Source organism: Dactylosporangium sucinum, assembly GCF_014647515.1.
Classification (GTDB): Bacteria; Actinomycetota; Actinomycetes; order Mycobacteriales; family Micromonosporaceae; genus Dactylosporangium; species Dactylosporangium sucinum.
The window spans coordinates 63,970-84,272 of the sequence record NZ_BMPI01000045.1; the positions used below are offsets into that span (position 1 = coordinate 63,970).

General features: G+C 71.6%; 20 protein-coding genes. 9 read left to right on the top strand and 11 right to left on the bottom strand.

What is annotated here, in order from left to right; all coding sequences use genetic code 11:
* Positions 1 to 84: 84 nt before the first annotated feature.
* A complete protein-coding gene (locus tag IEZ31_RS36605) occupies positions 85 to 1,398 on the bottom strand; it encodes an MFS transporter (protein WP_229836188.1) in 1,314 nt (437 codons plus the stop codon).
* Positions 1,399 to 1,458: 60 nt separating this feature from the next.
* On the opposite strand from IEZ31_RS36605, the gene IEZ31_RS36610 reads away from it, so the two are divergent.
* The 4 genes from IEZ31_RS36610 to IEZ31_RS36625 are packed head-to-tail and all read left to right on the top strand — an operon-like array spanning position 1,459 to position 3,760.
* On the top strand, positions 1,459 to 1,842 hold the full coding sequence (locus tag IEZ31_RS36610; RefSeq protein ID WP_190254665.1) for a MerR family transcriptional regulator: 384 nt from the start codon (positions 1,459 to 1,461) through the stop codon (positions 1,840 to 1,842).
* Positions 1,843 to 1,848: 6 nt separating this feature from the next.
* Positions 1,849 to 2,337, top strand: a complete 489-nt coding sequence (locus IEZ31_RS36615; protein ID WP_190254666.1) for a SigE family RNA polymerase sigma factor — start codon at positions 1,849 to 1,851, stop codon at positions 2,335 to 2,337.
* On the top strand, positions 2,334 to 3,206 hold the full coding sequence (locus tag IEZ31_RS36620) for a hypothetical protein (RefSeq protein ID WP_190254667.1): 873 nt from the start codon (positions 2,334 to 2,336) through the stop codon (positions 3,204 to 3,206). Before IEZ31_RS36615 ends, IEZ31_RS36620 begins: the two co-directional genes overlap by 4 nt.
* On the top strand, positions 3,203 to 3,760 hold the full coding sequence (locus IEZ31_RS36625; protein WP_190254668.1) for a GNAT family N-acetyltransferase: 558 nt from the start codon (positions 3,203 to 3,205) through the stop codon (positions 3,758 to 3,760). Before IEZ31_RS36620 ends, IEZ31_RS36625 begins: the two co-directional genes overlap by 4 nt.
* Positions 3,761 to 3,867: 107 nt before the next feature.
* Here the strand turns inward: IEZ31_RS36625 and IEZ31_RS36630 are convergent, their stop codons facing one another.
* The 6 genes from IEZ31_RS36630 to IEZ31_RS36655 all read right to left on the bottom strand — a co-directional run bounded on the left by IEZ31_RS36630 (position 3,868) and on the right by IEZ31_RS36655 (position 10,188).
* Positions 3,868 to 4,470, bottom strand: coding sequence for a CE1759 family FMN reductase (locus IEZ31_RS36630; protein ID WP_190254669.1), 603 nt, complete (start codon positions 4,468 to 4,470; stop codon positions 3,868 to 3,870).
* On the bottom strand, positions 4,467 to 5,558 hold the full coding sequence (locus tag IEZ31_RS36635; RefSeq protein ID WP_190254670.1) for an LLM class flavin-dependent oxidoreductase: 1,092 nt from the start codon (positions 5,556 to 5,558) through the stop codon (positions 4,467 to 4,469). Before IEZ31_RS36635 ends, IEZ31_RS36630 begins: the two co-directional genes overlap by 4 nt.
* A 291-nt stretch (positions 5,559 to 5,849) precedes the next feature.
* Positions 5,850 to 6,629, bottom strand: coding sequence for an ABC transporter permease (locus IEZ31_RS36640; protein WP_229836189.1), 780 nt, complete (start codon positions 6,627 to 6,629; stop codon positions 5,850 to 5,852).
* 2 nt (positions 6,630 to 6,631) lie between these two features.
* Positions 6,632 to 7,420, bottom strand: a complete 789-nt coding sequence (locus IEZ31_RS36645; protein ID WP_190254672.1) for an ABC transporter permease — start codon at positions 7,418 to 7,420, stop codon at positions 6,632 to 6,634.
* Positions 7,417 to 8,427: an ABC transporter ATP-binding protein gene (locus IEZ31_RS36650; RefSeq protein WP_190254673.1), complete on the bottom strand. Its 1,011-nt coding sequence runs from the start codon at positions 8,425 to 8,427 to the stop codon at positions 7,417 to 7,419. The genes IEZ31_RS36645 and IEZ31_RS36650 overlap by 4 nt, the downstream gene beginning before the upstream one ends.
* Before the next feature lie 156 nt (positions 8,428 to 8,583).
* Positions 8,584 to 10,188 carry a DUF885 domain-containing protein gene (locus tag IEZ31_RS36655; RefSeq protein ID WP_190254674.1) on the bottom strand — a complete coding sequence of 535 codons (1,605 nt, stop codon included), beginning with the start codon at positions 10,186 to 10,188 and terminating at the stop codon, positions 8,584 to 8,586.
* Positions 10,189 to 10,341: 153 nt separating this feature from the next.
* Between IEZ31_RS36655 and IEZ31_RS36660 the strand changes: the two genes are divergently transcribed.
* The 4 genes from IEZ31_RS36660 (at position 10,342) to IEZ31_RS36675 (ending at position 16,393) form a co-directional block, all read left to right on the top strand.
* Entirely contained in the window at positions 10,342 to 11,460 is a 1,119-nt protein-coding gene (locus tag IEZ31_RS36660; protein ID WP_190254675.1) for a glycoside hydrolase family 12 protein, read from the top strand.
* Positions 11,461 to 11,829: 369 nt separating this feature from the next.
* Positions 11,830 to 13,989, top strand: coding sequence for a discoidin domain-containing protein (locus tag IEZ31_RS36665; protein ID WP_229836190.1), 2,160 nt, complete (start codon positions 11,830 to 11,832; stop codon positions 13,987 to 13,989).
* Entirely contained in the window at positions 13,986 to 15,260 is a 1,275-nt protein-coding gene (locus IEZ31_RS58960; protein ID WP_308429465.1) for a DUF1996 domain-containing protein, read from the top strand. Before IEZ31_RS36665 ends, IEZ31_RS58960 begins: the two co-directional genes overlap by 4 nt.
* A gap of 83 nt (positions 15,261 to 15,343) precedes the next feature.
* Positions 15,344 to 16,393, top strand: coding sequence for a LacI family DNA-binding transcriptional regulator (locus tag IEZ31_RS36675; RefSeq protein ID WP_373294745.1), 1,050 nt, complete (start codon positions 15,344 to 15,346; stop codon positions 16,391 to 16,393).
* Between the two features lie 87 nt (positions 16,394 to 16,480).
* Here the strand turns inward: IEZ31_RS36675 and IEZ31_RS36680 are convergent, their stop codons facing one another.
* The 3 genes from IEZ31_RS36680 to IEZ31_RS36690 all read right to left on the bottom strand — a co-directional run bounded on the left by IEZ31_RS36680 (position 16,481) and on the right by IEZ31_RS36690 (position 18,837).
* A complete protein-coding gene (locus tag IEZ31_RS36680) occupies positions 16,481 to 17,023 on the bottom strand; it encodes a shikimate kinase (protein WP_229836191.1) in 543 nt (180 codons plus the stop codon).
* Between the two features lie 54 nt (positions 17,024 to 17,077).
* Positions 17,078 to 18,304, bottom strand: a complete 1,227-nt coding sequence (locus IEZ31_RS36685; RefSeq protein ID WP_190254677.1) for an EAL and HDOD domain-containing protein — start codon at positions 18,302 to 18,304, stop codon at positions 17,078 to 17,080.
* Positions 18,305 to 18,468: 164 nt separating this feature from the next.
* Positions 18,469 to 18,837 carry an Mth938-like domain-containing protein gene (locus tag IEZ31_RS36690; RefSeq protein ID WP_190254678.1) on the bottom strand — a complete coding sequence of 123 codons (369 nt, stop codon included), beginning with the start codon at positions 18,835 to 18,837 and terminating at the stop codon, positions 18,469 to 18,471.
* Positions 18,838 to 18,866: 29 nt separating this feature from the next.
* Between IEZ31_RS36690 and IEZ31_RS36695 the strand changes: the two genes are divergently transcribed.
* A complete protein-coding gene (locus IEZ31_RS36695; protein WP_190254679.1) occupies positions 18,867 to 19,367 on the top strand; it encodes a pyridoxamine 5'-phosphate oxidase family protein in 501 nt (166 codons plus the stop codon).
* Here the strand turns inward: IEZ31_RS36695 and IEZ31_RS36700 are convergent.
* Positions 19,355 to 20,275, bottom strand: a complete 921-nt coding sequence (locus IEZ31_RS36700) for an acyl-CoA desaturase (RefSeq protein ID WP_190254680.1) — start codon at positions 20,273 to 20,275, stop codon at positions 19,355 to 19,357. The genes IEZ31_RS36695 and IEZ31_RS36700 overlap by 13 nt on opposite strands.
* Positions 20,276 to 20,303: the final 28 nt, after the last annotated feature.

Below are 20,303 nucleotides of genomic sequence, written 5' to 3' on the forward strand. Positions count from 1 at the left end.
GGGTCCGGCGCGCGGTGCTCTTCATATACGTCGGTCGATCTACCCTCGTTTTCCGCGCCCGGCATGAGGGTAGATCGACCAACGTCAGTTCACAGCGACAGGTTGCACCGCCTCGACCTGGGGGCGGCGCAGGGCCAGCGCCGCGCCCAGCGCCGCGCACCCGGCCGTGATCCAGAACGCCGCGCCGAAGTGGGCGCCGTCCAGCACCAGCGTGAGGAGCGCCAGCGTCACGGCGCCCGACAGGTACTGGGACGTTGTCAGCAGGGCGGCCGCCGACGACTGGTGCGCCGGCGGTACATCCTGGGCGCCCAGAATGAACATCGACGTGTAGATCATGCCGTGCGCGAAACCGCTCACCAGCAGGCCGGGCAGCAGTCCGGTGACGTAGGACCCGGTGCCACCCACCGCCAGCGTGGCCAGCCCGGCACAGGCCAGCGCGAAGGCGCCGGCCAGGGTCCGGGGTGTGCCGAGGCGGCGGATCGTCGCGCCCGTCGCGGAGCTGCCCAACGTCACCATCGCCGCCAGGGGCAGGAACGCGATGCCCGCCAGCAGGGGCTCGTAGCCGCGCAGCCGCTGCAGCAACAGCGTCACCACGTAGAACTCCGAGCCCACGCTCGCCATGTACAGGGCCGTGGCCGCGGCGCCCAGGCGCAGCGACGGCAGGCGCCGCAGGGAGCGGTCGACCAGGACGGCGGCGGATGAGCGTTCGCCGGCCAGGAACGCCGCCGTGAGCAGGGCCGCCGCCACCAAGGCGACCAGGGCCCAGGCCGACGGGATGAGCGTCAGGGCCAGGACGAGCGACAGGGCCGCCCCGGTGCCGAGCAGCGAAGCGCGCAGGGGGAGCCGCTGCGCCGGCGACGGCCGCGACGCCAGCCACACCAGGGCGCCCACCGCGCAGAACACCGTCACCGGGACGTTCACCAGGAACGTCCAGCGCCAGCTCGCCCGGGTCAGCAGGCCGCCCAGCACCACGCCCGCGGCCAGCCCGGACGCGCCCACCGCGCCCCAGACCGACAGGGCGCGCGTGCGGGCCGGTCCGGCCGCGAACGACGTGCCGATGAGGCCCAGGATCGCCGGCTGCAGTAGCGCCGCGGCGACGCCCTGCGCGCCGCGGGCGGCCAGCAGGACGGCGCCGTCGCCGGCCAGGCCGCCGGCCACGCTCGCCACGCCGAACAGCGCGGTCGCCGCCACGAACAGCCGCGCGGCGCCGACGCGGTCGGCGAGGCGGCCGCCGACCAGCAGGAACCCCGCGAAGGGGACCGCGTACGCGCTGACCACCCACTGCGCCGTGCCCAGGTCGAGGCCCAGGTCGTCGGCGATGCCGGGCAGGGCGACGTAGACGATCGAGTAGTCCAGGGCCAGCAGGAACTGCGCCAGCGCGAGCACCACGAGGTTCATGTGGCGCATCCTCGGACGTTCACATTAGTGTGAAGGTCAACCGGATTGGGGAAACGTCACATGCGCATCGGCGAGCTGGCCCGGCGCACGGGCACGCCGGCGCGGCTGCTGCGCTACTACGAGGAGCAGGGGCTGCTCACTCCCGGGCGGCTCGCGAACGGCTACCGCGACTACGGCGAGCACCTCGTCGGCCGGGTCCAGCAGATCCGCGGCCTGCTCGACGCCGGCCTGCCGACGCGGGTGATCAAGGACGTCCTGCCGTGCCTCGACACGCCCTGCGCGATCACCATCTCCGACGCCGGGCCCGAGGTGGTCGACCTGCTCCGCCAGGAGCGCGACCGGATGGACGCGCGCATCGCCTGCCTGGCCCGCAACCGTGACGCCATCGACGCCTACCTCGCCCGCGTCACCGGTGACAACCTTCCCGGCGGTCCAGGTCGTTGACCCGCCGTGGAGGACTTCGAGTCGTACGTGAGCGTCGCCTGGCCGCGCCTGCTGCGGTCGGCGTGGCTGCTCACCAACGACTGGCACAAGGCCGAGGACCTCGTGCAGACGGTGCTGGCCCGCGCCTACGGCCGCTGGGCGCGCATCCGCGACGGTTCGCCGGACGCCTACCTGCGGGCGATGCTGGCCACGACGTACCTCAGCTGGTGGCGCCGCCGCTGGCGGGGTGAGGTGCCGACCGAGCGCCTGCCGGAGCCGCCGGCGGCGCCCGACCCGCACGGCCAGGTCGAACTGCGGCACGTGGTGGTGGAGGCGCTGGCCCGCCTGCCCCGCCAGCAGCGGGCGGTGTTGATGCTGCGGTACCTCGGGGACTTCACCGAGGAGGCGACCGCGCGCACGCTGGGCATGAAGGCCGGAACGGTGAAGTCCCACACGGCTCGCGCCCTGGCCGCGCTCCGCCAGGACCGGCACCTGTCGGAGGCGGTCGACCGATGAGCCACGACGACTTGCGCGACCTCGTCGAACGCGCGGTTCCAGAGGTACCGGCGGAGCTGCTCACGCCGCCGACGACGCGGATCATCCACGCCGCGGCCCGCCGGCGCCGCCGGACGGCCTGGACCGCGACCGGCGCGGCCGGCGCCGTGCTGGCCGTGCTCGCCGCCGCGGCCGTCCTGCGCCCCGCCCCGGCGCCGCCGATCGAGGTCCCGCCGCCGTCGCCCAGCGGCGGCCCGCTGGAGGTCGTCGCCCAGGTCGGGTGGCAGGTGGCGCGGGTCGCCCGCGACGGCCGCTCGGTCCGCCTGTACGTGGACCAGCCGCCGGACCTGTGCGCCGAGTTCGGTCCGCTGACCGCGGTGGTCGACGAGTCCGACGAGCACGTGACGCTGACCGCCACGGGCGGCAACCTGGTCGAGGTGTCCTGCGAGCCCGGCTCGGGCCCGGCCACGGCCGAGGTCCGTGCCACCCTGGACCGGCCGCTCGGCGACCGCGCGCTCGAGGACGGCTCGGCGCCGGGCCGCGACCGCCTGGTCGTCCGCGAGGCCGACCTGCCGTCGTTCACGGGCTGGACCGCGATTCCGGCCACGTACCGGTCGCTGCCGGGCACGTCGTTCCCGTTCGGCTACACCCGGGCCGGCGGTCCCGACCTGCGCTTCGAGGCGTTCCTGACCCCGCCGGCGCGCTCGGCGCCGGCCGGCACGGTGAAGCTGGGCTCGCGGACCGGCACGGTGTATCCCACGGGCGACTGGTTCGAGGTGCTGTGGGAGGCGCACGGCGTCACGTACTCGTTCGCGGCCCAGCCGGCGGAGGGCCAGCGCCTGGAAAAGGCGCAGTTCGAGCAGCTGATCCGTGATATGACGTGGCCGTGACGACCCCCCGCATCACGCTCGCGACCCCTGCCGACCGCCCCGCCGCCGTGGCCACGTTCGTGGCCGCGTTCGAGTCCGACCCGGCGATCCGCTACTTCCTGCCGTCCCCGTCGACGTACGAGTCGGAGGCGTCGGCGCTGGCCGCGTCCCTGTTCGACCCGCGGGTGACGCGGGGCACGGTCTGGCTGGCGGACGGCGGCGCGGCGGTGGCGATGTGGGACGGTCCGGCGACGGCGCGGCACGGGGAGCCCCCGGCGACGGACGACCGCTGGGGCCGCTACCAGTCGACGGTCCACGCGGCGCTGCCGGCGTTTCCGCACTGGTACCTGGGCGTGCTGGCCACCGACCCGGCCGCCCGCGGCCGGCGCCTGGGCCGGACGGTGATGGCGGAAGGTTTGGCGCGGGCGGACGCGGACGGCCTGCCGTCGTACCTGGAGACGTCGAACCCGGCCAACGTGGAGGTCTACCGGTCGGTCGGCTTCGAGGTGGAGCATGACCTGCGGGTGGACGACCTCCCGGTCTGGATCATGTCCCGCCCACCGACGCCGTCCTGACACCCACCCGGGCAGCGCGGCGCTCTCGTAGCGGCCCGCGCCGCTACGAGAGCGCGGGATGCTGGTCCCCGCCTCACCCGGGACCAGATCGCCGCCGCCCGGTACTTCTAGGCGCCCCTGAGCAGATCGTCGAACGTCGTCGTCAGCGCGAACGGGTCGGCCACCGTCGCCGGCTCGCGGGCCGCGACCAGGGCGGCCAGCTCGCCGCCGGCCCGGCCGATGCGCTGATGCAGCGTCCCCTCGTGGCCCCAGTCCTCGGTGGCCGCGAAGACACTGGTCGGGGCGACGACGGCGTGGAGGTACGTGAACATCGGCCGCAGCGCGTGCTCGATCGCGAGCGAGTGCCGGGCCGTCCCGCCCGTCGCGCCGAGCAGCACCGGCTTGTCGTCGAGCACGCCGTCGTCGAGCACGTCGAAGAACGACTTGAACAGGCCGCTGTACGACGCGTTGAAGATCGGGCTGACCGCGATCAGGCCGTCGGCCCCGGCGACCGCGTCGAGGGCGTCCTTGAGCGCGGGCGACGGAAAGCCGGTGAGCAGGTGGTCGGTGACGTCGTGCGCGACGTCGCGCAGCTCGACCGCCCGGACCTCGACCTCCTCGCCGCGGGCCGCGAGCGCGGCGCGGGCCGCCTCGGCGAGCCGGTCGGCGAGCAGCCGCGTCGACGACGGGTTGCTCAGCCCGGCGGAGACCGCCACGAGCCTGCGCGTCATGCCTGCACCTTCTCCGCGTCGAGAGCGGCCTTCAGGGACTCGTGGGTGGGCGCGTCCGGCACGTGGGCCGGCCGCCCGATGGCGAACTCCTTGCGCAGCACCGGCACGACCTCCTCGCCGAGGATGTCGAGCTGCTCCAGCACCGTCTTGAGCGGCAGCCCGGCGTGGTCGAGGAGGAACAGCTGCCGCTGGTAGTCGCCGACGTACTCACGGAAGGTGAGCGTGCGGTCGATGACCTCCTGCGGGCTGCCGACCGTCAGCGGCGTCTGGGCGGTGAAGTCCTCGAGCGACGGCCCGTGCCCGTACACGGGCGCGTTGTCGAAGTACGGCCGGAACTCCCGCTTCGCGTCCTGCGAGTTCTTGCGCATGAACACCTGCCCCCCGAGCCCGACGATGGCCTGGTCGGCGTCGCCGTGCCCGTAGTGCGCGAAGCGCCGCCGGTAGAGGTCGACCATCCGCTGCGTGTGCTCCTTGGGCCAGAAGATGTGGTTGGCGAAGAAGCCGTCACCGTAGTATGCGGCCTGCTCGGCGATCTCCGGGCTGCGGATCGAGCCGTGCCACACGAAGGGCGGCACCCCGTCGAGCGGCCGCGGCGTGGCCGTGAACCCCTGCAGCGGCGTGCGGAACTTGCCCTCCCAGTCGACGACGTCCTCGCGCCAGAGCCGCCGAAGCAACGCATAGTTCTCGATGGCGAGGGCGATACCGTTGCGGATGTCCTGCCCGAACCAGGGGTACACCGGCCCGGTGTTGCCCCGCCCCATCATGAGGTCGACCCGCCCGTCGGCGAGGTGCTGCAGCATGGCGTAGTCCTCGGCGATCTTCACCGGGTCGTTCGTGGTGATGAGCGTCGTGGCGGTGGACAGCTGCAACCTGGACGTCCTGGCGGCGACCCACCCGAGCATGGTGGTGGGCGACGAGGGCACGAACGGCGGGTTGTGGTGCTCCCCGAGCGCGAAGACGTCGAGCCCGACCTCCTCGGCCTTGAGCGCGATGGTCATCATGGCCTTGACCCGCTCAGCGTCGGTGGGCGTCCGCCCGTTGGTCGGGTCCTGCGTGACGTCACCGACGGTGAACACTCCGAACTGCATCTCGCACGCTCCACTGTCTTCCGTGGGGCTGTTCCCCGCGTCCTGCGCGCTTCAACATAGCCCGGCCGCAAAACATTCCGCTAGTCAACAGTCAAGGATGGTGACTTTCTCGCGGGAGCTTCATGACTCCGGTCCGCGCGCGCCGCCACGGTCCGCGCCGGCCCGCGAAGACGTTGGTCGATCTACCCTCAAGTTGATCTCGAATTCCGAGGGTAGATCGACCAACGTCTGTGCGGGAGCGGTCGCCGGGCGCCGTCACAGGGGGCGGCAGCCGGGCGCCGTCGCCGGGCGCTAGGAACCCGCGCTCTCGTAGCGGCGCAGGCCGCGGGAGAACACGATCCAGGCCACCACGGCGCAGTACACCGCCACCAGCGGCGTCAGCAGCCCGACCCAGACCGGCCCGTGACCGAGCACCACGCTCACCGGGAAGAAGCTCACGAACGCGAACGGCAGGACGAACCCCAGCGCGGCCTTGAGCGCCAGCGGGTACACCGAGAGCGGGAACCGGGCCAGGTCGCCGACCTGGTGCACGGCGAACGCGAACAGCGGGCTCGGGCTCTGCATCCAGAACGAGACGGCGTTGGTGGCCAGGTTGATCGCGACCTTGATCACGATCGCGCTGAGCAGGACGACGAGCGCGAGCCCGACCCGGCCGACCGACCAGGCGACGTCCACGTTGGCCAGCGCGAAGCCGAGCATCAGCCCGCCCGTCACGATGTTGCTCAGCCCGTTCATGCCGATCTGCATGCTGCTGACCTGGAGCAGGATCGGGTACGGCCGGACCATCATGTAGTCGAGGTCGCCCTGGTTGATCTGCCAGGCCAGGTTCCACATGCCCTCGAAGAACAGCGAGCCGACGCCCTCGGCCACCGCCACCATGCCGAACATCGCCACGACGGCCCAGAAGGACCAGCCGTTGATGTGCGGCACCTTGGCGAAGATGGCCGACAGGAACGCCACGTTGACGACCTGCATCATGGCCGTGCCGAATATCATGAGCCAGAAGTCGGCCTCGTACTCCAGCAGGGACCGCAGGTGGGCGCCGAGCAGCCGCCCGTACAACCGGATCATCGTCATCCCCCGTGGACCGTCAGTTGGCGAAGGGCGGTGCGGAACAGCGCCCGCGCCGCGTACCAGAGCACGACCGCCCAGCCCAGCTGCACCGCCACGAGCAGCAGCGCCTCGCGCCCGCTCACCCGGCCGATGAAGATAAGGGCGGGGGTTGAGGTCAGCCCGGCGAACGGCGACCAGGTGGCGGCCGTCGCGAGCCAGCCCGGGAAGTACGCCAGCGGCACCAGCGCGCCGGAGAGCAGGGCGGTGACCGCCTGGCGCGCCCACAGCACGCCGACGAAGTTCTCCGTCCAGAAGCAGGCGAGCGTGGTGAGGTACGACACGATGAACTTCAGCGGCACGACGAGCGCCATGCTGCACAGGAACAGCGCCAGCTCGGGCCCGTCCGGCGTCACCGGCAGCCCGCCGAACACCACCGCCAGCCCGGCCACGAGCGCGACCACCGCGATCTCGATCCAGACGCCGCCGACGGTCTCCCAGAACCGGGCGCGCTGGTAGTCGACCGGCTTGACCAGGTCGAGCGCGATGAGCCCGGACCGGATCCGGGACGACATGCGGAAGTCGACGAACGAGCCGACGAGCGCGCCGGCCGCGAAGGCGACGAGCAGGTACCCCCGCATGTGCGCCCAGTCGAACCCGCCGACGCTCGCCCCGCCGGCGAGCAGCACCCGCCACACCGCGAGCAGCGCGATGAGCTGGAACGCGACCCCGCCGAGCGAGAGCAGGAAGCTGCCCCGGTAGGCCAGCGCACTGAGCGCGGTGGCCCGGGCGAAGGCAAGGTACGGCTTCATGCGGCCGCGTCCAGCTGCAGCTCGCCGGAGTACACGCGGCGGATGACGTCCTCGATCGACGGCTCGTCGACGTGGAAGTCCACCAGGTTGGTCAGCGGCGCGAGCGCCGTCACCGCCTGCCCCGCGGTCATCGCGAACCGGTCGAACCTGACCGCGTACTGCAGGGGCGTCTCGCCGGCCTCGATCTCCGCCCCCGGCAGCGCCTCCCGCAGCTTGTCGAGCGGCACCGCGGTCTCGGTCTCCAGGTTGAGGATCCGCTCCCGCGCGAACGTGTCCTTGACGGCCTGCAGGTCCCCGTCGAAGATGATCCGCCCCTCGTCGATGATGACGAGCCGCCGGCAGAACCCCTCGATGTCGCCGAGGTCGTGGCTGGTGAGCATCACGGTCGTTCCCTCGTCCCGCACGGTCCGGAAGAACTCCCGCACCCGGTCCTTGACGGCGAGATCGAGCCCGATCGTCGGCTCGTCGAGATAGACGACGGGCGGTGCGTGCAGCAGCGCGGCGGCCAGGTCGGCCCGCATCCGCTGCCCGAGCGACAGCTTCCGCCCGAGCACGGGCAGCACTTCCCCCAACTCGAGCACGTCCTCGAACCGCGCCATGCGCTGCCGATAGGTGCCGTGGTCGATCCCGTAGATGTCCCGCAGCACGGCGAGCGACTCGGAGACGGGTAGGTCCCACCACAGCTGCGTCCGCTGCCCGAACAGCACGCCGATCTTGTGCGCCAGCTTCACCCGGTCCTGCTGCGGTGACAGCCCGTCGATGCGCACCTCCCCGGAGGTGGCCACGAGGATGCCGCTGAGCAGCTTGACGGTGGTCGACTTCCCGGCCCCGTTCGGCCCGACGTACGCGACCGCCTCCCCGGCCTCGATCGACAGATCCACATGGTCGACGGCCACCTTGTCGGTGAACCGCCTGACGAACAGGTGCTTGACGGCCCCCCGCAGCCCCGGGTCCTTCTCCGGCCGCCGGAACACCTTGGTCAACTGACGTGCCTCAACGAGTGCCATCGACTCCCACCCCCGTGCCGGTGCGCGCAACCGAAATTTCGCGACCAAAATTAAGCGATCGCGCCCGGCGCCGCCGCCCCATTTATCCGCGGGGCGGCTCGGACTCTGCCGGCTCGGGTCCGCTCGCGATCGTGGCGACCGACACCCGCCGGTGACTCAGCGCCCCGCGGCCGCGACGACGAGCTCCTCCAGCACGTCGAGGGGAAGCGGGCCGTGGGCGAGCACCTCGTGGTGGAACGCCCGCACGTCGAGCGACCCGCGCGTGCGCTCGCGCAGCTCGTCGATGCGCAGCCGGCCGATCATGTACGCCAGCGCCTGCCCCGGCATCGCGATGTACCGGTCGACCTCGTTGGCGATGTTGGTCTCCGACAGCGCGGTGTTGTCGCGCATGTAGGCCACCGCCCGGTCGCGGGACCAGCCGAGGTGGTGCACGCCGGTGTCGACGACGAGCCGGCAGGCCCGCCAGGCGTCGAACGAGACCATCCCGAGGCGGCTCAGCTCACTCGTGTAGAGGCCCATCTCGTCGCTGAGCCGCTCGGCGTAGAGGCCCCAGCCCTCGCCGTGGGCGTCGAAGTAGGCGAAGCGGCGGAACCGGGGCAGGTCGGCACGGGACTGGGCGACCGCGATCTGCAGGTGGTGGCCGGGCACGCTCTCGTGGAACGCCAGCGCCTCGTACTCGAAGCGGGGCCGCAGGTCCGGGCGGTACGTGTTGATCACGTGCGTGCCGGGGCGCATGCCGTCGGCGGACGGGGCGAGGTAGTAGCCGAGCACCGAGTTCTCCGCCTCGGCCGGGTCCATCTCGCGGACCGTGCACGGGGCGATGTCGTAGCCGGCGAACCAGTCGGGGACGGCCTCCTCGGCCCGCCGCAGCGCGTCGGTGACGGCGCCGACGATCTCCGCCCCGGCCGCGAACCGCAGCGCCGGGTCGTCGCGGAGCCGCCCCAGCACCTCGGCGACGTCCGTCGTCCCGAGCGCCCTTCCGCCCCGCTCGGCGAACTCCTCCCGCAGCCGCGCCACCAGGTCCAGACCCCGACGGTGAATCGCCTCCGGTCCGAAACCGGTGGTGGTGTACTGCTGGACGAGGGCGAGGTAGCCGTCGCCGCCGCCGGGGACGTGCCCCACGCCGGCCTGCTCCCCGGGCCGCGCGACCGGCAGCAGCTCGTCGGCGAGGACGGCGCGGAACCGGGCCAGCGCCGGGCGTACCGTGGCATCGACCACCGCCGTGGCCTCGGCCCGCACCGAGTCCCGCCGCACCAGCGGATCCCGCTGCAGGGGCGTCGCCAGATAGGCGTCGACCTGCGCGACCGCCTGCCGCACCCCGAGCGCGGTCGCGAACCGCCCGTCGGCGGCGGCCCGCCGGTAGCGATCGGCCCAGGCGTCGAAGTAGTCGCCGAGCTTGCCGAGCCGGGCCAGGTAGGCGTCGTCGGGGCCGGTCGCGGCCGGCACGGTCGAGATCACCTGGGCGAACGGCCCGGCGATGCTGGCCGTCACCGCGACCTCGACGAGGCCGTCGTCGAGGGTCCGCTGCCCGTCACGCAGCAGCCGGCCCAGGACGGCACGGCTGACGGGGTCACCCCCGTCGACGGCGTCCAGCCGCGCCGCCAGTCGCCCCAGCTCGGCCCGGTGCGCCGAGGCCGCCTCCCGGCTCGGGTCCGGCACCTCCGCTTCGAACCCGGCCACGCCGAAGCTCCCGGCGAGGAACGGATCGGCCGCGAAGTGCCGGTCGAAGTATTCGTCGCCGAGCCCGTCGAGCGTGTCCATGCCCCGCATCCTCCCACCGCCGGCCGCCACGAGCGGTGGCGGTAGTCATCGGTAAGTTTCGCTGCTCCCGCTGTACAAAATCGGATAAATACGACAGGTGGACCGCCTCCCTTCCGTCGGGCGCTCATGGTGCTCGATGGAAGGGAGACACACATGGTCACAAGATGGAAGGCCGGGCTCGCCGCGCTCGGGCTCCTCGCGGCGGCCGGCACCGCCGTGGTCCTCACCGCGACATCGGCGTCCGCGGATACCGTGATCTGCGAGAAGTACGGCTCGACCACGATCCAGGGCGGGCGGTACATCGTGCAGAACAACGTCTGGGGCACCGACCAGCCCCAGTGCATCACGGTGACGAGCACCGGCTTCAGCATCTCGCAGGCCAACCACAATGTGCCGACGAACGGCGCGCCCGCGTCGTACCCGTCGGTCTACTACGGCTGCCACTACGCCAACTGCAGCAGCGGGAGCATCCTGCCGCTGCGGGTCAGCGACGCCCGGTTCGGCACGCTGCAGAGCAGCGTCAGCATGAGCTACCCGGGGTCGGGGCAGTGGGACGCCGCGTACGACATCTGGTTCGACCCGACGCCGCGCACCGACGGGCAGAACACCGGCGCCGAGATCATGATCTGGCTCAACCACGCCGGCGCACCGCAGCCGGTCGGCTCCCGCGTCGCGACGGTCAACCTGGCCGGCGGGACCTGGGACGTGTGGTACGGCAACATCGGCTGGAACGTGATCTCGTACGTGCGCACGCAGGGCACCGGCTCGCTGAACTTCGCCCCGGCGACGTTCTTCAACGACACGGTGTCCCGGGGCTATGCGCAGACGTCGTGGTACCTCACCAGCCTCCAGGCCGGCTTCGAGCCCTGGACGGGTGGGCAGGGCCTGGCGGTAAACTCGTTCAGCGTCACGACCGACGGCCAGCCGCCGACGTCCAACCCGCCGACGTCCTCGTCCCCCCCGCCGAACCCGGGCGGCGGCAAGTGCTCGGCGACGTACGTGAAGAACGACTGGGGCAGCGGCTTCACCGCCGAGGTCACGGTCACCAACACCGGCGGCTCGGCGATCTCGGCCTGGACGGTCGGCTGGTCGTTCTCGGGCAACCAGCGCATCACCAACTCGTGGAACGCGACCGTCTCCCAGTCGGGGACTGCGGTCACCGCACGGAGCGCGTCGTACAACGGCTCGATCCCGCCGGGCGGCAAGACGACGTTCGGCTTCCAGGCGTCGTACTCGGGCAGCAACCCGGTTCCGTCGCTGACCTGCTCGTGATCTGACCGAAGGGCGGCGGGGGAGGCTGGCTGGCTTCCCCCGCCGCTTCACGTCCGCCGCCGACCACCTGCGCGCGCCCGGCCGCTCGCCTCGCGCCGTCCCGGCCCGTGTTGCGGCCCGTGTTGTCCCGGCGCGTGAGAGGGCCGGAGCGGCTTCGGGAGAGCGCTCCCGAAGCAAGCCCGATCAGCGTTCTTCCATGGGTTACCACCCGTCATCGGGGCGTGACCAGCAGCGGAGTCCGGCTTGGAGAGCGCTCTCCCATTCGCCGTCGAGGATTGACACGCCTCGACCGAGAGCGCATTGTGAACGGATCTGAGAGAGCGCTCTCTCAGTACCGCCACGCAACACCCCCACGAATGGAGTTCACCTATGGATTGGTCGGTACCCCGCCCCGGCCATCGATCCACCAGAGCGCTGCGCTACGGGACCATCGCGCTCGCGGTGGCCGCCATGCTGTGCGCCTACATCGTCGTGGTCGTGACGCGCGCCGACGCCGCGGAGACCCTGCTCTCGCAGGGTAAGCCGACGACCGCCTCGTCGACCGAGAACGCGGCGACGCCGGCCGCGAGCGCCACCGACGGTAACACCGGCACCCGCTGGTCCAGCGCCTTCAGCGTCCCGCAGTGGATCCAGGTCGACCTCGGCTCCGCCCAGGCGATCAGCCGCGTCGCGCTGAACTGGGAGGCGGCCTACGCCACCGCGTTCCAGATCCAGACATCGAACGACGGCACCAACTGGACCAACATCTACACCACGACGACGGGCGCGGGCGGCAACCAGAGCCTGACCGTGTCCGGCAACGGCCGCTACGTGCGGCTCAACGCCACCGCCAAGGCGACCCAGTACGGCGTCTCGCTGTGGGAGTTCCAGGTGTACGGCGGAACCCCCGACAACCCGGGCACCTGCGGCACCGCCAATGCCGCCATCGGCAAGACCGCCACCGCGTCCTCGACGGAGAACGCGGGCACCCCGGCGTCGAGCGCCGTCGACAACAACCTCGGCACCCGCTGGTCCAGCGCCGCCTCCGACCCGCAGTGGCTGCAGGTCGACCTCGGCAGCACCCAGCAGGTCTGCGGCGTCACGCTGAACTGGGAGGCGGCGTACGCGACCGCGTTCCAGATCCAGGTGTCGACCAACGGCACCACGTGGACCAACGTCTACTCCACGACGACCGGCACCGGCGGCACGCAGGTCCTGACCGTCACCCCGACGGCCGGCCGCTACGTGCGGATGAACGGCACCGCCCGGGCCACGCAGTGGGGCTACTCGCTGTGGGAGTTCGCGATCCGGGTCGGCGGCACGGTGCCGACGACCAGCGACACGCCCGGCAGCCCCAGCCCGAGCCAGAGCACCAACCCGGGCAACAGCGTCCTGCTGTCGTACAACAAGCCGGCCGTCGCCTCCACCTGGCAGAACGACGTCAACTGCAACCCGTGCTCGCCGGACAAGGCGTTCGACAACGACCCGGCCAGCCGCTGGGCAACCAGCTCCACCAACGGCTGGGTCGACCCGGGCTGGATCTACGTCGACCTCGGCGCCGTCGCGCAGATCAAGCAGGTCGTGCTGCAGTGGGACCCGGCCTACGCCGTGTCGTACCAGATCCAGACGTCCAACGACGCCGCCAACTGGACGCCGATCTACACGACCACGACGGGCAAGGGCTTCAAGGAGACCCTGACCGTCAACGGCTCCGGCCGCTACGTGCGGATGTACGGCACCCAGCGCTCCAACGGCTACGGCTACTCGCTGTGGGAGTTCAAGGTCTACGGCACCGGCGGCAACCCGACCCAGCCGCCCGCGCCGCCGGCCGACCCGGTGTTCCCGGCCACCAACCTGGTCTGGGCCGACGAGTTCAACACGGGCACGCTGCCCGACCCGGCCAAGTGGACGATCGACCCGGGCACCGGCCAGAACAACGAGATCCAGTACTACACGAACAACGGCAACGTGAGCATCCAGGGCGGCTCCCTGGTGATCGAGGCCCGCAAGGAGACCCAGGGCGGGCGTGACTACACGTCGCACCGGATGAACACCAGCAACAAGTTCTCCACGCAGTACGGCCGGGTCGAGGCGCGCATCAAGGTCCCGAAGGGCAACGGCCTGTGGCCCGCGTTCTGGATGATGGGCGCCGACTTCCTGCAGGGCCGCCCGTGGCCGTACAACGGCGAGATCGACATCATGGAGATCCTCGGCCGGAACACCAACGAGATCTACTCGACCCTGCACGCGCCGGCCTACAACGGCGGTGGCGGCTACGGCCAGAAGATCTCGACCGTGGACCTGTCCCTGGACTACCACGTCTACTCGGTCGAGTGGGACAGCAAGCACATGACGTTCCGCGTGGACAACCAGGTCATCCTGGTGGCCGACAAGGACACCGTCGAGACCACGCGTGGTCCCTGGGTGTACGACCACCAGTTCTACCTGATCCTGAACCTCGCGGTCGGCGGTGACTTCCCCGGCCCGATCGACGCCACCACGCCGTTCCCGTCGCGGATGTACGTCGACTACGTGCGGGTGTACAAGTGAGACTCCGTCGCCTGATCATCGGCGCCTCGCTCACCGCCGTCATCGCGGCGGGGATCGGGACGCGGCTGCTCACCGCCGCCGACGCGGCGGAGGTGCCGATCTCGCAGGGCAAGCCGGCCACGGCGTCCTCGGTGGAGAACGGCGGCTCGCCCGCCGCCAACGCCGTCGACGGCAACGCCGGCACCCGCTGGTCGAGCGCGTTCAGCGACCCGCAGTGGCTGCAGGTCGACCTGGGCGCGCCGGCGACCATCACCCGCGTGGTGCTGAACTGGGAGGCGGCCTACGCCCGGGACTTCACCATCCAGACGTCGGCCAACGGCAGCTCGTGGACGACGATCAACACCACGGTGAACGGCACCGGCGGGGTGCAGACCCTCAACGTCAGCGGCTCCGGCCGCTACGTGCGGATCAACACCACCCGCCGGGCCACCCAGTACGGCGTGTCCCTCTGGGAGTTCCAGGTGTTCGGCACCGGTGGCGCGACCACCCCGCCGACCACGCTGCCGCCAAACGTGGTGCGGGTGGCGGAGTTCCTGGCCGACTGCCCGTTCTCCCACCGGCTGCCGGACGACCCGATCGTGTTCCCCGGGCTGGCCGGCGCGTCGCACATGCACAGCTTCTTCGGCAGTACCGTCACGAATGCCAACACGACGGTCAACGACCTCGCCAACGGGCCGAGCAACTGCAACCCGGCGGTCGACAAGTCCTCGTACTGGGTGCCGACCCTGTACCAGGACAACGTCGCGAAGGAGCCCGTGATCACCACGTTCTACTACCTCGGTGAAGGGGTCAGCGACGCCGTCCGGGAGCAGACCCAGCCGCTGCCCTTCGGGCTGCGGATCGTCGCCGGCAACGCCAAGGCGACGGCGCCCGACGCCACCACCATCTCCCGCTGGTCCTGCCTGCACCACAACGAGGCCGGCGCGGGGAAGGACTTCATCAACTGCCCGGCCGACTCGATGCTGGAGTCGTACCTCGACTTCCCGCAGTGCTGGAACGGGCGCGACCTGGACTCCGCCGACCACAAGAGCCACATGGCGTACCCGGTCAACAACGCCTGCCCGAGCACCCATCCGGTGCCCGTGCCGAAGCTGCGGCAGGTGCTGCGGTACCCCGTGAACGGTGACCCGGCGCGCATCCGGCTGTCGTCGGGGGCCGGGTTCACCATGCACGGCGACTTCTTCAACGCCTGGCCGCAGGCCGAGATGGAGCGCCGCGTGAACGACTGCATCCGTCCGAAGATCAAGTGCGGCGCCGACGGGCGTCCCTAGGTAACCCAATCCAGCCGCGGGTGGACGTGAAACGCCGAGTCCGTCCACCCGCGGCTCCTCATCGCTTCGGGGCACGATCTACCGTGACAACCATGACGGGCAGCGACTCGCGACCGCCCACCCTTGAGCAGGTCGCCAACTACGCCGGGGTGTCCCGTGCGACCGTGTCCCGGGTCATCAACGGCGTACAGACCGTGGACCCCGAGCTGCGCCGCACGGTGGAGCGCGCGATCGCCGCGACCGGCTACGTGCCCAACCTCGCGGCCCGCTCGCTGGTGACCCGGCGGACCGACTCGATCGCGCTGGTGGTGTCGGAGCCGGAGCGCAGCGGCTACGAGACGCCGTTCCTGACGCGCATGTTCACCGACCCGTACCTCGGGCGCGTGACCGCCGGGGCCCAGGAGGTGCTCCGCCCGCTGGGCATCCACCTGGTCATCTTCCTGGCCGACCCGCCCGCCCGGCCGCACCTGCTGCGCTACCTCCGGCAGGGCCACGTCGACGGCGCGCTGCTCATCTCCAGCCACGCCGACGATCCCCTGCCGGCGCAACTGGTCGACCTGGGTGTCCCGGTCGTACTGTCCTGCCGGCCGGGCCGCCCGGTGAACACGAGCTTCGTCGACGTGGACCAGCGCGCCGGCGTCCGGATGGCGGTCGACCGCCTGGCGTCCCTCGGCCGCCGCTGCCTGGCGACGATCACCGGCCCGCTCGACATGCCGGCCGCCCAGGACCGCCTGTCCGGCTTCGAGGAGGCGGCAGCGGCCCACGGCCTGGGCACCCCGCTGCACGTCGAGGGCGACTTCACCCGCGCCGGCGGCGAGCGCGCGGTCCGCAAGCTCCTGGCGTCGGCCCCCGAGGTCGACGGCATCTTCGTGGCCAACGACCTGATGGCCGACGGTGCACTGCGCGTCCTGCAGGAGTCCGGCCGTCGCGTCCCCGACGACGTCGCGGTGATCGGCTTCGACGACAGCACGGCGGCGACGGAGTGCCACCCACCGCTGAGCACGGTCCGCCAGCCGGTCGAGGAGATGGCGGGCGAGATGGCCCAGCTCCTCCTGACCCGCCTGCGCGAGCCGACCCGCTCCCCACGCTCGGTCATCTTCAACCCGGAGTTGGTCCTGCGCGCCTCCGCCTGACGCCCGACCTCGTTGCGTCGATCTTGCAGTTGTGGTGGTTGACAAACCCGGACATCGTGGGAGTGTCGCGGCACCATAACTGCAAGATCAACGCGGTGGGGTGGCGGCGCGGGCCAGCACGCGGCGGGCGTCGGAGCGGGACGCGATGCGTTCGAAGGTCAGGGACGACCACGTCGGATCCGTTGCCGCGGCGCGGTAGCGGGCGCGGTAGGTGGCGTGCTTGACCCAGGCCCAGCGCAGGATCGACTGCTCCGGATCGGTGCTCAGCAGGTCGCGGAGGTGCTCGCGGTTGCCGTTCCACAGCTCGGCGCCGGTCAGGCCGCGGCGCAGGGTGCGGAGGAGAAGCTGGCGCATCACCGTGCGCCTCGGGAGGTCGAACCAGACGACCGTGTCGGCTCTGGCCCAGACCAGGTCGCGGACCGCGCTGTAGTTGCCGTCGACCACCCAGCCGTCCGTCGCGCAGACGCCGGTCACCCGGCGGCGGAACTCGGAGCGCTCCAAGGGTTGCCAGCCGGGCTGGTGGAAGATGGCGTCGAGCTCGACGAACGGCACGCCGAGGGCCGTGGCGAGCGCGCGGCCGACCGTCGTCTTGCCCGAGCCGGAGTTGCCCACCAACGACACCCGCCGCACGAGGGCACTCTACGGCCTTCAGCGGCCGGCCGGGCTCCCGAACCGGGCGCAGCGCTACAGCGGGCCCCGCGCGGGCAGCTCCGCGGCCAGCTCGCGGGTCACCGTCGTGGTCCAGCGCAGCGCCGCGAGGTACGACTCGACCAGCCCCGGCCGCTCGGGCGACGGGGCCTCGCCGCTGGTGTAGTCGCGGGCGACGGTCAGCACCTCGCCCAGCGGGCCGCTGCCGTCGGTGAGCGCCGCGACGAGCGCGTCGTCGAGCGGGAGCCCGGCGACGATCCGGTCGACGGGCTCGCCGAAGAGGTCGGCGACGGCGGACAGCAGGCCGCCGATGTACGCGATCTCGCCGGGGACGCCGTGCGCGTCGTCGGCGAGCAGCTGGCAGAGCCGGGCCCGGACCAGCATCTGGCTGAGCTGCTCCTGGTCGGCCGACGTCAGGTCGGCGACGAGCATGAGCGTGACCCACTGGCGCAGCCGGTTGAGGCCCATCGCGACGAGCGCCTCGCGCACCGACGACACCGTGCGGGTCAGGCCGAACGAGGCCGCGTTGGTCGCCCGGAGCAGCCGCATGCTGAGGCCCGCGTCCTGGCTGACCATCGTCACGACCTCGTCGAGGTCGACGTCGTCGACGCTCAGCGCGGCGAGCACCCGCAGCCGGGCCAGCCGCGCCGGGGCCAGGGCGACGGTCGAGCTCACGTGCGGCCGGCCGAGGATGTGCCCCTGGAACAGGTCGAAGCCGAGGTCGAACGCCAGCCGCAGCGCGTCGGTGCTCTCCAGCCGCTGGGCGATGAGGTGCAGGTGCTTGTGTTGGCGGCAGCGGGTGACGGCGTCCCGCAGTACACCCTCATCCGGATCCAGCATGTCGAGCTTGGCGTAGGTGGCCAGCGGCAGCAGGGTGTCCTGGCCGCCGCCGCACCGGAAGCCGTCGAGCGCGATGGTGTAGCCCCGTTCGCCGAGCACGGTGACGCCGGCCAGGAGCTCCTCGTCGACCTCGGTGTTCGCCGGTACCTCCAGCACCGCCTGACTGTTGTCGAACGGCAGCGGCAGTTTGCCGGTCAGGAACTCCCGGGTCATGTTGAGGAACCCGACCCGTCCGCCGGTCAGCTCCTCCAGGCCGAACTCGGTGAACGCGGCGACGAGCACGCGCGCGGTGGCGTACTCGTCGATCCGGCTCGCCGACACGGCGCCGGTGTCGGCCCGGAAGAGCAGCTCGTAGCCGACGACCGCGCCGTCGCGGTCATAGATCGGCTGCCGGCCGACATGTGCGCGGCGGTCCTCGGTCACCTGCCCATTATGCGGGCAAAAGTCGGTTTTCATCGGCGGATTGACGGGGGTGCCTGAGGGCTACTCTCAACAGAAGCGTTGCCCGGCGGTAGCCGGGCAACGGCCGCAGCGGCACGGGGCAAGGTGATCGGGGAGGCCGGGCGCGGCGCGTGCCTGCTCGCCGGTCAGCAGGTGGAGTGGAACAGGCCGCCGACGGCGGCGGTCGCGGTCAGGTCGTTGTACAGCGCGATCGCCTCCGGCGTCGGCGCCACGTGCACCTCGACCCCGCGCGCCTCCAGCGCCTCGACGGTCGACTCCGGGACCTCCAGGCGCTCCTCCATGCCCTGCGACAGCACCACCACGGTCGCGCCGTTGGCCAGGAGCTCCTCGGCGTCGGCGAGCTGGATGCCGGGGGAGTGGCCCGTGCCCGTCTCCGACCAGTCCCACTCGCGGGCGCCGCCCGGCCAGGCCTTCAGGTCCTTGACCACGCCGAGGCCCTCGACCTGCAGCTTGCCCCAGGACGATGTCAGAATTCGGGGAGAACGCTCGAGCATCGGGACAGGACCTCCGAAAGGGGACGCCAATGCCGCAATCGAACCTCGATCCACGATACAGCGATCCGACCGCCACCGCCGTCCCCTGGGAGCGGACCGAAGCGGTGCTCGGCGAGGCCGGCGTGTACTGGCTGACGACGGTCAGGGCGAGCCACCGGCCGCACGTCACGCCGCTCATCGGGGTGTGGCTGGACGACGCCTTCTGGTTCTGCACGGGTTCCGAGGAGCAGAAGGCGGTCAATCTCGGCAACAACCCCGCGGTCGCCGCCACCACCGGTGCCAACGCGCTGCACGGAGGGCTCGACGTCGTCGTCGAAGGGGACGCGGTCAAGGTCACCGACCAGGACGCGCTGCAGCGGGCCGCCGCGGCCTGGCTGGGCAAGTACGGGGAGGAGTGGCGGTTCGAGGCCAGGGACGGACGGTTCCACCACGCCAGCGGCGCCGGGGTCGCCGACGTCTACCGGGTCGCGCCGCGGAAGGTCACCGCGTTCGGGAAGGACCCCTACAGCCAGACGAGCTACGCGCTCTGAAGCCGCAGGCGGGCCACCCGCTCGCGGGTCGGCCAGCGCACGTCCCAGGCCCAGCCGGCCTTCTCGAACAGCCAGATCAGCCGGGCCGAGATGTCGATCTGGCCGGGCAGGACGCCGTGCCGGGCGCTCGTCGGGTCGGCGTGGTGGAGGTTGTGCCACGACTCGCCCATGCTCAGGATCGCGAGCGGCCAGAAGTTGGCCGAGCGGTCGCGGGCGGCGAACGGGCGGTCGCCGATCATGTGGCAGACCGAGTTCACCGACCAGGTGATGTGGTGCAGGGCCGTCACCCGGACCAGGCCGGCCCAGAAGAACGCGGTGATCGCGCCCCACCAGCTCCAGCTGATGAGGCCGCCGAGCACGGCCGGCAGGGCGAGCGTGACGATCGTCAGCGGGCCGAAGAGCCGGTGCACGATCCGCATGTCCCGGTCGGCGAGCATGTCCGGCGCGAACCGCTCCTGGTTGGTGAGGTTGCGGTCCAGGATCCAGCCGAGGTGCGCGTGCCAGAAGCCCCGGACGAGCGCCAGCGGCGACGTGCCGAACAGCCACGGCGAGTGCGGGTCGCCCTCCTTGTCGGAGAAGGCGTGGTGCCGGCGGTGGTCGGCGACCCAGTGCAGGATCGGGCCCTGCACCGACATGCTGCCCACGACGGCGAGCGCGATGCGCAGCCAGCGGCGGGCCTTGAAGGCGCCATGGGTGAAGTACCGGTGGAAGCCCACCGTCGCCCCGAGGCACGTGACCGTGTAGAACGTCGCCGCGAGCACCACGTCGAGCCACGCGAGCCCCCAGCCCCAGGCGAACGGCACGGCGGCCAGCAGCGCGAGGAACGGGATGATGACGAACGCGTAGACGGCGACATGCGCCGGGATCGGCCGCTTGTGTCCGAGAAGGGACTTCACGCCCGCGACCATAGACTCCCGTCGTGACCGGCACCCCGCG